We start from the raw sequence: 12973 nt of genomic DNA, 5'->3' as shown, positions 1-12973 counted from the left end.
TATCACTATGGTCGGTCAAAACTTCGCAACAGATCCATACCGCGGCACCACTTAAGCACTAAACTGGTCAAGGACATCCTGCGGCGCGTCGGGCCAGAGCGCGCGCAGTAGTACGCCATAGCGCTGACCGGCGGCCTGGAGCGCTGCAATCAGGGGCGCCGCGGGAAAGTCGTAGGGCGGAATGCCTTCGTCGATCACGGAAATCGTGTCGCCCGAAGGCCGGAACGACATTACCATCTCGGAAGCATAGGCGCCAAACCACGCTTGTTCTCCGGCCTCGAGCTGGGACGGAATTTCGACACAGACCGTTGAGACGAGGTTCAACAGCACATCGCCCAGCTGACAATGCGTATCGCCGTGGCGCAAGACAAGGACGCCCTCTTGGCTGTCCAGCCCAAGCACATTTTCCGGGGACAGGTCGGCAAACCCGTCTTCGTGCACGACGCGCCCATCCCGGAACGCAATCCCCAATTCGGCGGTGACATCGGCGGTTGCGTTCATCAATAAAGTGCCCCGTTTTTGTTGTTCAGAATATTGTCGATGGTGATCATATCATTGTTGTTCACCGACACTAGTTTGGCATGGGGCGGCTTAGGAAACACCTGCCCAACCGAATAGGGCGGAGCGCCGACCTTGGAAAAGCCTATGCGGTTGCTGATTCCTTCGTTGTCGTTGCCCTGAGTACTACAGAAGTTGCCGTAGAAATCGAAATCATCCTCGGGTGGCGTACGGCGGGGCCCCGCTGGCGGCGGTGCCGTCGAAGGCCGGTTTGCAGCCGGCTGACCGTTGTCAATCGCGACGCCGTTCTTCACGGTTTCTTCTGTCTTCTTCTTGAGTTCGGCCGTATTGACCGTGCGGGGATAAAGGGTCGTGCCCATTTGCGGCGAACCATTCATGTAGAACTTGCAATGCTTGCGGGTGTGCCGCCCTGCAGCGTGATCCATGTCCATGTTGATGGTGCCCGTTGCACCGCAATCCACCGCGACCTGTGCCGCTCCAATGGGTTCATGTTCGAACGAGGCAGCGGTTTGCAACAACTCTGTCATATCCATACGCGGCGGACTTTTTGAGTGCCATGGATCGACAGTTTCGGTCGCCGTTGGGGCTGCGGTTGCACGGGTGTTCAACTTGTCAAAAAACTCGGCCTTCAATTTGGTCGGATCACCTTTGAACCGCTCCGCATGGATCACGTTCTTGAGTCCCTTGCCCGGCTGGTTGGGTTCGTTGGGTTTTGACTTTTCAAGCACGTGATCCGGTGCGTCCTCGAACGCTTTGATCGTCGTCTTTAAGTCGGCAAATTTGCCGTCAAAGGACTTGGCCAGCTTGCGCAGGGATTTGGACTGCTGCTTGCCTTTGTTCGGACCCCGCGGCGGGGTAAAGGCATGCTGCACCACGCTGGCAAGGCGGTCCTCTTTTCCACCTTCAGCAAAGCCACTGTCCTTTAGCATGTTCTTGAACAGTTCCGGGCCGTCGGGATCTGCAAATTCACCCACCATGTCGATCAGAACATTGGGGTTCTTCTTTCCGTCATGGGCACCGTTGGGGTCGTCAAGACAGCCTTGCTTGTACAATTTGCCGATGACTTTGGGATGTTTGCCCAAGTTGCCTTCGGTCATCACCCCTTTCAGATCGCCAAGCGCGGTGGGGCTGGTGCCTGTATCGTTCAGCGCGGTAAGAAGCTTGGTCAGTTCTGCTGGATCACCGTCGCAGCCCGGTTCAAACAGATTGGCCAGACAAGACGTATCCGCCACATCAGTCGCCGCAATTTTGGTGCCCGTGTGATCCTTCGTGCCCATTCCGCCCTTTTGCAGCAAGTTGGCGAGATTGGCGGCATTGGGGTCGGTTTTCAATTCCTTGGTCAAAGCGTTGAGCTTGGCCGGATCTCCTTTGCAGCCGGTGCCAACCAGTTTGCCGAAAACTTCGGGCTCGGTGCCCAGCTTGCCGGTGTCCAGACAGGTGCCCAGATTGGTGCATTGGGTTTCGTCCATACCCTCGCCCAAAGCTGCCAGTTTCTCGGCACGGCGGGTGTTTTCATCGCCTACTGCCGTGTCGGGCCGGTCGCCGGCGCCATGTTTCAGCATTTGTGCCAGACATGTCGGATCGACTTTGGGTTTGCCGTTGGCATCCTGCGCCTTGCCATCAAAACCGCCCTTATTCAGTAATCTGCCTAAACCCTTGCGCTTATCTTCGCTGTCAAATGCGTCCAGCGTCTTGGTCAATTTTCCCGGCTCGCCATCACATCCGATACCAATCAAGTGCCCCATAGCTTCCGGTGCCTGCCCCAGGCCGCCCTCGGAAAGAACCTTTTTGAAGTTCCCGCAATCGGACTTGCCAAGCCCTTTCAAAAGCGTCGCAACCTTGCCCATCTGCTGCGCATGGGTTCCAGGCGCAGGTCCGGCACCATTCTTCAGGATCTGGCCCAAGCACTGGGCATCGATGTCGCCAGCCGCAAGCGGCGGAGGCGGCGACTTGCCGGTCAGCCCACCTTCGGTCAGGGCCAGTTTTAGCGCCGCTGACGATGTTTCGTCCTTGAAGGCCTTGGAAAACTCCTTGAGGCGCGCAGCGTCGCCGTCGCATCCCGTATTCAGCACATGACCCAAGGCCTCCGGCGCCTGTCCCAGGCCGCCATCCGTCAATGTGGTTTTGAAATTCGTGCACGCCGATATGTCCATTTCGGCAAACAAGTCGGCCAGGCCCTTTGCTTTGGCGGCTCCGGTGTCGCCCTTGGCATTCTTCAACATCAGGGCCAGGCATTTCGGGTCGACATCCTTGTCCACAAGCGGAGGCGCCTTGCCCGCTAGGCCGCCATCGGTCAGCATCCGTTTCAAAGCGTCACGTTTGTCGTCCGTGTCGAACTCGGCACCGAATTCGACCAGCTTGGCTGTGTCGCCGTCGCAGCCCGTGGCCAGCAACGCGCCGAATGCCTCTGGCGCGTCGCCCAACCCGCCCTTATCTACCAGTCCCTTCAGGCTGGCACGCTTGCGCTTGTCTGCCTCATCGTCCCCGCCGAAACCGTTGCAGAACGCCTGAAACTTGACCGCGTCGGCGTCGCATCCTGTCAAAAAGAGTGACATCAGCGCCTTGGGTTTGCCGTCCAGTCCGGCCTCGGCCGCCAGTTGCGTAAAATTGGGTGCCGCGTCACCAATTGCCGCGTGCAACTTGCCGATATCGTCCGCTTTGACGCCGGCTTTGAGCATATCAGCAACCAGTTTGGTTCCAAGATCGTAACAGAGCTTCTTGATCCCGGCACCATCGAGCTTGGTGCCGGTTGTCAGCGTGACCAGGTTTTCAGCGCCGCCGAGCGCGTCCTGCAATTTCTTCAGCTCACCCGGACCGTCCAACTCCTTGATCAGCGGTCCAATCTTGTCCGCGCCGCCAAAGGCCTTGCAGAGCGCGCCAAGTTCCTTGGCTGAAAAGACGGCGCGGTTCTCCAGCATCTCTTTGCGGCCGCCGAGCCCGCGTTCAAGGTCCGCATATTTGTCGCGATCAACCCCGGCCTCATCGCACAGCGCATCAACCCCGTCCTTGCCGCCCAGAATCTTCAGTTCCTCATCAATGGTTTCGGCAACTTTCTTCAGTTCGTTGAGCCTGATCTCCGCGGTTTCGTTGTTCTTGTTGCTCAACGGTTCGGACAAGGCAGTGTTCAGCGCCTGGCGCGCGTTTTCCAGCTTTTCGATCTGATCGGAAAGAACGCCAACGGTCTTCACCTCGTCACCGTCTTCCTTGATTTCCTTGTGCTTGTCGCGGCGCAATTGCGCTGCTTTGACAAGACCCTCCGCCTGTTGCTCCGCCTCGGCCAGCAGCGTTCGCGCACCCTCCAGTATTTTTTCGGTCAGCGGGGCTTGGTCGAGAGTGTCCCGGACCTTTTTGCATGCGGTTGCCAAGGCCCCTTTTTCAGTGTCGTCCGCGTCGGGATCGTCTTTGATCTTTTCGACCTCCAACAGAATCCGCTTCTTTTCCTCTTTGCGGTCATCCACCGCCTGACCAATGCGTTCGGCCTCTTTTGCGGCCAACGCCAGCAACTGGTTTGCATCTTCCAGAACCGTTTGCGTCAAGGGGATCTCGGCCAGCTTGTCCGTGACGTTCTTGCGGGCCTGAGCCAGAGTCTGGTTTTCCACATCTTCGGCTTCGGGATGATCTTTCAGCTTCTCGACTTCCGACGCGATGCGTTTTCCTTCTTCGATCCGGCTTTGCGCATCCTGCAAGATCTTTGTTTCCAGAGTTTGCGCAGCTTTGAGCGCCACATCTGCATCCGACAGGTTCTTGTCGGTCAGAGGGTGGACAGCCAGAAGGTCGGTGACCTTTTTGCGCGCCTCCGCCAAGCTCCGCAATTCGTCCGTGTCCGCCGCTTCATGGGGGGCGATCTTGCTCTCGGCTTCAGCGATCCGATGTGCCTCGGTCTTTCTTTGCGCCACTTTCTGCGCCACATCACGCACGTCGTTTTCGATGTCGCGAACATCCGCCGCTTCGTATTGCTTCAGCGTCTCCAGATTCGCCGTGGCGATACTGATCAACAGGCTTTCGGCACGCAACATCACAGCAGTAAGATCGGCGGGATCCGATTCCGGCACAACGGTCTCGTTGGTGGCATTTTCGGGCACGACTGCCCGGATACGCTGACGCAGTCTCTCCCTTAGATCGTCGGCTTCATACTCTTCCGGATCATTGTCATCAGGATCGTCAGGATTCGGCTTGTCGTCGTCTTCCTGATCGTCCTTTTCCTGCCGGTCATCGTTCTGATTTGGCGCCGGGGGATCAACATTCTCGTCCTGACTGTTGTCCTCATCCTCTTGATCCGAGGTGCCGCTGTCGCGGCCGGTCGGTACGCCTTGGCTTTTGGGTACAGTCACACCGTACAGCCTTGCCAGCGATTCCCCCCAGGCAATGTCTTCGGACGACCAGAGATCCTGACCACCTTCGTCCTTGTCTTTGTCGTTACTATTGCCGTTCTCAGGAATGACGCGACCCTTTCTGATCAGGCGGCCAGTGCGCGATCGATTTTATCCAGGGCGTCCGACAGGGTCGCCCTTATCTTCAATGGAACTTTCAGCGGGTTCGCATCCAGCAGCGGCAAAATCGGGCTGGTGTCGATGAAGCTGCGCATGTCCTGCATCGCGGTCTGTAGTTTCTGCTCGGCCTTGCTGCGGGCGGCAGCGTCTGATGCAGCGTCGAGTTCGAGCAACCCGACCTGCATCGCAACCAGTCGGGTTTCGGTTGCACTGTGAAGCCCGGCGTCCGCGATTTTCTCAAAAAGCGACAGACCGCTGTTTTTCATAGCCTCTTGCAGGCGGCCAAGCTGATCGTTCGTGTCGTCCTTGGCATTGCGCCAGATCGGTAATGTCAACGGTTTGTCGATCGGTTCCGGGCGCATGGCTTCGCGCAGCTCCGCAATATATGTGATCGCCTGTTCCGGGTCTTCGGCTTTCAGCGCTTCATTGCCATTCTGCGCCATGCCAGCCAGGGCCGCGCGACGTGGTGCATCATCACCAGCCGAAGCCGCGATCTGGCTGGCCAGATACTTGAGTTGACCACGCAGTGCGGCCATGTCTACGGGCGGAGCAGGCGGTGGCTCTGGAATGGCCGCGCTTTTACCTGCTGATGTGTCAGCCTTCTGCAACGCGGCCTGGACCGTCTTGATGCCCTTGGTGCTGGCCTCCACGTTGCCCGCATCGAGCATCTGGGCAATTTTTTTCAGCGCCTGGTCCAGCTTTCCCTGCAACGCCGTATCAGGGATCGCGGCGACAGCTTCGCCCAGTCGCGCATGTGCCTGGCGCAATTTCTCCAGTCTCGGATCCGCATCGTCCTTCTTGTTCTGATCCTCTGCAGGCCGGGCAAGGCCCTCCAGAGCGGTGTCCAATTTATCCAGCAGGCCCGCAGCCGCAGCAAGCTTGGCACCTTTGATCAATTCGGCCACTTGTGTCAAAGCGGCAGCAAGCTTGGCACGCTGCGGATCGGGCGCCACCTGCGCTTTCGGGTGCATGTCCTTGAGCCGTTGCACCAGATCGCGCGGGTCGGGGCGATCGTCTTCCGGCTGCTCCGACGCTTCCGGAACGTCCGCGGACGGTTTCGGTTTCGCGGCATCCGGGCCCGAAGCATCGCTGTCATCGTCGTCTACGTCGGATTCAAACACCGTTCCATCGGGTCCCATAACCAGAACGTTGAGCGGCGCGCCATTGAGCTTCAGAAAGGCCTTGAGCTTCTTGGCCATCGTCGGCAGCGGTTCCTCGGTGACCAGATTCATCAGCTTGCCATCGACGGAACACCTGCCAAACGCTACTTTGGCACCGGGCCCGGATTTCTTGACAGAGCGGCCCACCAGATCCGGCGCCTTGCGTTGGTCCAGCCCGAACATGTGATCGCCTGGCCCCTTCCCCGGGTTGAAAGCAAAGGACAGGGATTTTTTCCTCGCCAGTGTCACAAGCTTCTTCAGTTCGCCGCCACGGACAGAAAATTCCGACATGAATCAGCCTCCGACAGAGTTCAAGAGCGTGGACCATCCCCACCTGGACCGCGATTTACAGCACGCGCGCGTTTTGTCGGACTCGAGCTTGCAATATCAAAACGCACTCAGCCGAAGGGAGAGGCAAAAAACTTGGTGCAAGTGGGCAACCGCGGGCGCGCTCTGGCGAATATTGTGTCATATTTGCGCGTGCGATCAAGTCTCTTGCTTGTTCCACCAGACCGGGCCTTGCCGCAAGCTGCAACTTCCTTTGCGGGATGCAGATGGCGGCAGTACATGTTTTCCGGGTAAGCGCCGTCCGCGGTTACGGTGCCGATCTGCTCGTCCTGAGAGATCTGGTCGAGCAGCTCCGGCAGGATCGGGCTATCGGGCTGTGTCGCAAACTCAGGCGTCGGTCAGAGCTGTCGCATTGGCAGGCGGATGTTATTCAGCGAGCTCTGCGAATTGACGGAATCCGCTTGTCGAAAGTCCGAGCTGCCCCTTGCGGATCATGTTGGCGGTTTCGATGCCTGCTAGTGTCGCGACAGCAGAGGCGAAGCTCTTGAAGCCGAGCATTACTTCAAAAACGGCTGCCTTCACTCTCCGCTGACCTGCCGTTCGTAGTCAGCAGCATCATACCAGCCAAGCGATCGGGTTACCCTTAGATCGTCGTCGAGGTCCCATTCTTCCCAGCCCGAGAAATTTACATGATTCCCGGTCTCCTTGTGGTGACCTTCGAAGGTCCAAGCATAGACCATGTGGTGATCCGCGACCAAAATCGTGTCGAGTCTTAGGACAAGGTCCGGAAAATCGGCCATGAAGCCTGCCGCCATTTCTGCGATTTCAGCTTGGCTTGTCATTGGGTCGCCACCATTCATTACCATGGTAGTAACTTTAGCGTAGCGATTGGCGACATCCTGCGGGTTGCGACCAGTCCAAGCATCGCAATGCGATTGCGCCATCTGTCGGGCAGTCTGCAGATCAGGTGTCATAGTATCCCTCGGCAAAAGTAAAATTTAGCGTTACCAGACTAGGCTCCAGACCCATTGATTTACAGCCAGAACAGCACGGTAGCTGCTAGAGCGATGGCCGAAAGGAATACCTTTGGGCATCTGTCATATCGGGTGGCAATCCGCCGCCAATCCTTCAGGCGTCCGAACATGATCTCGATGCGGTTGCGTCGTTTGTAGCGACGCTTGTCGTACCGGACAGGCTTGTCGCGTGATTGTCGGCCTGGGATGCAGGGCCTAATTCCCCTGTCATCAAGGGCTTCGCGGAACCAGTCTGCGTCATAGCCTCGATCTCCCAGCAGCCAGTCCGCCGATGGCAGACTGTTCACCAGAGCCTTGGCGCCCGTGTAATCGCTGACCTGGCCCGCGAATATGAAGAAGCGGATGGGGCGTCCGAGGCTGTCAGCAACAGCGTGCAGTTTCGTATTCATGCCACCCTTGGTACGCCCGATCAGCCTGCCGCGCCCCCCTTTTTCAACCGCAGGCTGGAGGCTGTGCGGTGCGCTTTGAGGTATGTAGCGTCAATCATGATGGTCTTGTGATCCGTGCCTTCAGCAGCCAGCCCGGTCATGATCCGAGCGAATACACCCATATCGCTCCACCGCTTCCAACGGTTGTACAGTGTCTTTGGTGGTCCATATTCACGTGGCGCATCGGACCAACGTAACCCATTGCGGTTGATGAAAATAATCCCGCTCAGAACGCGAAGATCATCAACTCTCGGCTTGCCATGGCTCTTTGGAAAGTAAGGCTGAAGCCGCGCCATCTGCTCGTCAGTCAGCCAAAATAGACTACTCATGTTATACCCCTGAAACTCAGGGGTTTGAATCACGCAGCCGAGGTGACGGCAACCAAATTAATGGGTCCAGAACCTAGCAAATACGGACCGACCCCTTCGCTCGGATTTAATGGCAGCACCCCAGGGCCACTCCTAAAAGTTCGGCAAAGCGAAGAACTGGCCGTAACCTTTGAGAACCGGACCGGAGAAGCATCGTCCGTTCACTGGCACGGCATCCGAATATCCAACGGAATGGACGGTGTGCCCGGCCTAACTCAGGAGGCTGTTCTCGACGGTGCGGACTTCGACTACCGTTTTGTCGCTCCTGATGCAGGGACGTTCTGGTATCATTCGCACAGCCGGTCGTGGGAGCAGGTTGCCAGAGGTCTATACGGACCCCTCATTGTGGAAGAGATCACGCCACCTGACGTGGACGCTGACATCATCGTCATTGTCGACGACTGGCGGCTGGATGAAGATGCAACTTTCATCGACGACTTCGACGGCATGTTCCATTTCGCCCATGGGGGACGGATGGGGAATTATGCCAAGGTCATTCCTTCTCAGTCCTCTGTGCGACGCGGTGATCGTGTTCGTCTCAGATTGATCAACACTGCAAATGCCAGGGTTTTCCCCCTCGATTTGACGGGGATCGAAGGCAAGCTTGTTGCTCTGGACGGGATGCCACTTGAACATGTCGAGAACTTCGGGACCGTCACCCTAGCTCCCGCCCAGCGGGCCGACATCATCGCCGATGTTGCGGACGATATTGAGTTCAGCTTCTGGACTGGCCAAGACGACTACGCCTTGGGAGCAATCGTCGTCGAAGGTTCCAATCCGTCGCCGAGAAGCGCCGAGATTTTACCGCTCCCTTCGAACGATATGGCCAAGCCGAGAGGTGAACCTGAACGCCGCGAGATCCTTCGAATGCAAGGCGGTGCCATGGGAGGACAACATCCGGGCGAGGATATCTGGTCTTTCAACGGAGTCTCAGACCTTCCTGACCAACCGTGGCTAAAGGCGGAACGCGGCTCTGCTGTTCAGATTTCTTTGGTGAACGACACCTCATTTCCTCACGGGATTCACTTGCACGGACACCACTTCTACGAGGTCGCCGAAGATGGATCGCTCGGTCCACTTCGCGATACGTCGTTGGTCAATGCCCGAGAAAGTAGAGACATACTCTGCGTATTTGAGAACCCTGGGAAGTGGTTGTTGCACTGTCACATGCTAGGGCACTCGGCGACGGGCATGAAAACCTGGGTGGAGGTGACATAGCCAGTCGGTTCGTATTCGCCGCCTCATTCCTGCTGCCCACAATCGCCCTTGCTACCCACAACCTCGATGAATGTGATCTTGCACGGGGTATATCGACTGGTTTCCTGGACATTCGCGATCCGCCGAGGCGCGCAGGTTTGGATCAACGTTGACATCGTGTGATCGGCGATGATCCTATTCAAGGAAACATTGGAGATGTCCTGCTGTGCTTGGAAAAGTCGTATGCACCTTCATAGGTTGTTTCCCTCTTTCACTCGATGCCTTGGATCTGCGTGAAACCGGGCGTTATGAACTCAATCGCCCGGCCAGTCTTGACTACGACCCGGCCTTTTGCGGGCTTTGGATCGCCAATGAAGGCCCGGAGGCCTTGTTGGTCACACTGCAAGGCGAGGAACTGCGGCGGATAAGCAGCGATCTCTTTCGGATCAAAGCGATAGCCATCGAAGGCGATCATCTGTTGGTCGGCGATGGAATTGGCAGCTTGCAAAGGTTAACCAAAGATGGCGCACCTTTGAGCGCTCCGTTCGCCCTGGCTGGCGGATTTGCAGATACGGAGGGCATAGCCATCAATGCGGCAGGAGAGATCATCACCGTAGAGGACGATCCGGAGCGCCTGTCATGGTTTGACGCTAAAGGCCAGTTGAAGGCACGCATCGATACGATGGCATTGGATCCGCCGCTGCGCGAAGCTCAGGGCATTGCTATCGACCCGCGCACCGGTCACCTGCTGATCGTCGACGATTGGGAGGGGTCGAACAGCCTCTATGAATTCACGCAAGAGGGGCAGTTGCTCGCGCAGGTTAGCCTACTCGAATTTGGCGTTGATCCAGAGGGTATCGCGATCCGGCCCGGGTCGAACCAGCTTTTCGTGGCGTTTGACAGTGGGGCGGAAATCGTCACATTCGACTATACGCCGACGTTACCTGCCGGAGTGCCGCCACTGCCACCGGGAGCGGACTGCATGATGTTCTGAATGCGCGATTTGGCCCGATAACATCGGAAAACGGAAAGCCGCCTGACCAAGGCGGTTGTTTTCCAAACGAAGACTTTGCCTCGCTCTTTCTCAATTCGCAGTGCGGACCCGCTGAAGGCCGTCGGTTTAGATGGTGCTATCTGGGCAGTCATCAGGCTTTCTGGTCCGCTTGGTCGCAGTTCCACCGCTAGACCGTCCTTTTCCCGAGTAGACGTGACATCGCGAACAGGCGCGAGATATTGGCCAAGCCAAGCTGAGAGATTAAATTTCCATAAGCCGACTGGACAGCCGGAATTTTGCCACCAATTTAAGCCCGTGTTCACGCGACGTACCTTCTCTCTGGCTGCCGTAGCCGCGCTAGGCGCGCCCTACCTAACGCGGGCGCGAACCGAGGACCTGAGCAATGCCATCGGTGATATGCCTCAGCTGCATTCCCTTCTGGTACGTCATGCGGATGATACCATTTTTGCGCAGGCGCCCCAGGGGCCGGGGTTGGACCGACCTGCCAATATCAAATCCTGCTCCAAGAGCATCGTTGCGTTGCTGTTGGGCGCGGCGATTGAGCGTGGAGAAATTCCTTCGGTGGAGGCTAGATTGAGCGAGGTCGCACCACGATTGTTACCCACCAACGCGACGCCGGGTGCGGAAAACATTACGATGGAAGACCTGGTGACGTTGCGTGCCGGCCTCGAACGGACGTCCGGAAGCAACTATGGTGGATGGATCAATTCCCCAAACTGGATTTCCGATGCGCTCACCCGACCCATGGTCGCGGAGCCCGGTGGGCGGATGATTTACTCTACGGCGTCGACACACATCCTTGGTGCGGCACTGGCGGAAGCGACCGGCAAAACACTTCTTGCGCAGGCTCGCGAGCGTTTGGGCGCGCCATTGGGGATCGATGTTCCCTCTTGGACGCGTGACCCGCAAGGGTACTATCTCGGCGGGAACGAGATGGCGATAACGCCGCGCTCGATGCTGAAGATCGCCGTTCTGCTGCGTGATCGCGGCGTGTTCGATGGCGCTGAGGTCGTCCCTGAACGATGGATCTCGGCATCAACTAGGCCCCATGGCCAGTCTGCGTTTTCCGGCTTGTCCTATGGTTACGGCTGGTTTCTGACTTCCAGCGGCTACGCGCTGGCCCGAGGCTATGGCGGGCAGATCATCGCCGCCCATCCACGACGCAGGCTTGCGGTCGCAATTACGTCCGACCCGACGCGACCCGCAAGGTCAGGTGGCTATTTCGGAGAGCTCCTCGATCTGCTCAATGGGCCAATCCTCGCTCTTTCGTAGAGCTACATATTTGATCGACGCACTCGCGGCCCAGAGCCGACATCCGACCCAGTCCCTCGATGCTGCGGTCGCAGCCCGCTTTGCCGACCTTCGCTGCGAGAGCAAAAACTGATGCGGGTCGAACTTTCACAACGCTGGCCAATCCCGCCATTCATCTCGCTTAATGGGCAACTCATCAAAGGAGCGATGCCTGTCGGTGAATGCGGACATGCACCTGCCGGTTCAAGATGGCGAAACCTTTGCGGCCTACGTTGAACAGGTGCTGGTCCCGGAGCTTGGCGCAGAGCTGATCGCAGTCGAAGCGGATCAGATCGACCCGGTGGCAATGCATAGGTTGGGTCCGGGCCGTATCGTTGCAGATGGCGACATCGGGTCACTCACTGTTTTTCTGGATCGCTTGGTTGCCGACGTGCAGGAACGCATGCGAGACCTTGCAGGCCTAGTCTATCCAACGACGCCGGTCACCGCACCGCTCGTCGAGGACGTCTTGACGCCTGCCACCGCAGTCTCCTTTACCAGCCAGGTTCTGAGTTTAACACGAGTGGCAAACGCCTATGGACTGACGGCTTGCTCGATTCCCTTACCGCAAATGCAAGGCAAGCTGCCAATCGGGATCGATGTCGCGGCGTCCGCAGGTGGGGATCGCCAGTGTCTCGGCCTGGCCTGCGTTATCGAGGCTGCGTTGGCGAGATGAGCCTGCGAGACGAATTCGAAAGTCCTTGCAATTGTAATATACGGCCGAAGGCCGATGTCAGCGAGGCGGGCAGCGAACAGCAGAACCCAAGCATTTTGCGCCATCCGATATATATCGGAAGGATACTGGCGAACGGTCATCCTCGTATCGCCCAGGACCAAAAGGCTTTTCTTGGTCAACTGAACAAACTCAAGATCTAGAGTGAATTTACCACGTATTGCCTGATTGTTACGCAAGCTTATTTTGGCCAGCCAACGGTTTCGAGTTCAGATGCAAGCGGCGAGTGTGGGCTATCCTTCCAAGCTGCCAATGTCGGATTTTTCACCTTTCGGAGACATTGGTGCAATCCGCAGCATCCGGAAGTTTGGGCTCAAGCACTAAATCGCTCCGCGATATGGGCTCTGTTTGGCGTGAGTTGTGCTTACGCGGGATATGTTTCGCGGTTTGTTGAGTTGGGAGTTTCCTGTTGATCGAGGTGATTTTGCCTCGATTGACAGAGGGTTTTCCC

9 protein-coding genes and 1 pseudogene are annotated in these 12973 nt (G+C 57.5%); 4 read left to right on the top strand and 6 right to left on the bottom strand.

The annotated features are described in order from the left end of the window. Positions 1 to 51 precede the first annotated feature (51 nt). The 6 genes and pseudogenes from AB1E34_RS07530 to AB1E34_RS07505 all read right to left on the bottom strand — a co-directional run bounded on the left by AB1E34_RS07530 (position 52) and on the right by AB1E34_RS07505 (position 8248). A complete protein-coding gene (locus AB1E34_RS07530) occupies positions 52 to 501 on the bottom strand; it encodes a hypothetical protein (RefSeq protein WP_372571723.1) in 450 nt (149 codons plus the stop codon). Then, positions 501 to 4850: a coiled-coil domain-containing protein gene (locus AB1E34_RS07525; RefSeq protein WP_372571722.1), complete on the bottom strand. Its 4350-nt coding sequence runs from the start codon at positions 4848 to 4850 to the stop codon at positions 501 to 503. Before AB1E34_RS07525 ends, AB1E34_RS07530 begins: the two co-directional genes overlap by 1 nt. A 125-nt stretch (positions 4851 to 4975) precedes the next feature. After that, positions 4976 to 6460 (bottom strand): hypothetical protein, encoded by a 1485-nt coding sequence (locus AB1E34_RS07520; protein WP_372571721.1) that lies wholly within the window; start codon positions 6458 to 6460, stop codon positions 4976 to 4978. Between the two features lie 423 nt (positions 6461 to 6883). Next, positions 6884 to 7015, bottom strand: a pseudogene (locus AB1E34_RS07515) (IS6 family transposase); the annotation flags it as partial. A 20-nt stretch (positions 7016 to 7035) separates the two neighbouring features. Further along, positions 7036 to 7431 carry a DUF1348 family protein gene (locus AB1E34_RS07510; protein WP_372571720.1) on the bottom strand — a complete coding sequence of 132 codons (396 nt, stop codon included), beginning with the start codon at positions 7429 to 7431 and terminating at the stop codon, positions 7036 to 7038. 59 nt (positions 7432 to 7490) lie between these two features. Then, a protein-coding gene (locus AB1E34_RS07505) for an IS5 family transposase (RefSeq protein ID WP_372571719.1) occupies positions 7491 to 8248 on the bottom strand; the annotation gives its coding sequence in 2 pieces (ribosomal slippage) (positions 7491 to 7927 and positions 7927 to 8248; 759 coding nt in all). Between the two features lie 24 nt (positions 8249 to 8272). On the opposite strand from AB1E34_RS07505, the gene AB1E34_RS07500 reads away from it, so the two are divergent. From AB1E34_RS07500 to AB1E34_RS07485, 4 genes are all read left to right on the top strand, one after another. Further along, on the top strand, positions 8273 to 9505 hold the full coding sequence (locus AB1E34_RS07500; RefSeq protein ID WP_372571718.1) for a multicopper oxidase family protein: 1233 nt from the start codon (positions 8273 to 8275) through the stop codon (positions 9503 to 9505). 205 nt (positions 9506 to 9710) lie between these two features. Continuing rightward, the gene (locus AB1E34_RS07495) at positions 9711 to 10478 is read left to right on the top strand and encodes an SdiA-regulated/phytase-like domain-containing protein (RefSeq protein WP_372571717.1); all 768 of its coding nucleotides are present in this window, start codon (positions 9711 to 9713) and stop codon (positions 10476 to 10478) included. Positions 10479 to 10793: 315 nt separating this feature from the next. Next, on the top strand, positions 10794 to 11771 hold the full coding sequence (locus tag AB1E34_RS07490) for a serine hydrolase domain-containing protein (RefSeq protein WP_372571716.1): 978 nt from the start codon (positions 10794 to 10796) through the stop codon (positions 11769 to 11771). A gap of 163 nt (positions 11772 to 11934) precedes the next feature. Further along, positions 11935 to 12465: an amidase family protein gene (locus AB1E34_RS07485; RefSeq protein WP_372571715.1), complete on the top strand. Its 531-nt coding sequence runs from the start codon at positions 11935 to 11937 to the stop codon at positions 12463 to 12465. Positions 12466 to 12973: the final 508 nt, after the last annotated feature.

Origin of the sequence: Ruegeria jejuensis, from assembly GCF_041537905.1 — a bacterium.
Taxonomy (GTDB): domain Bacteria; phylum Pseudomonadota; class Alphaproteobacteria; order Rhodobacterales; family Rhodobacteraceae; genus Ruegeria_C.
The sequence above is the reverse complement of the archived record's forward strand: the minus strand, read 5'-3'. Positions and strand labels throughout refer to the sequence as shown.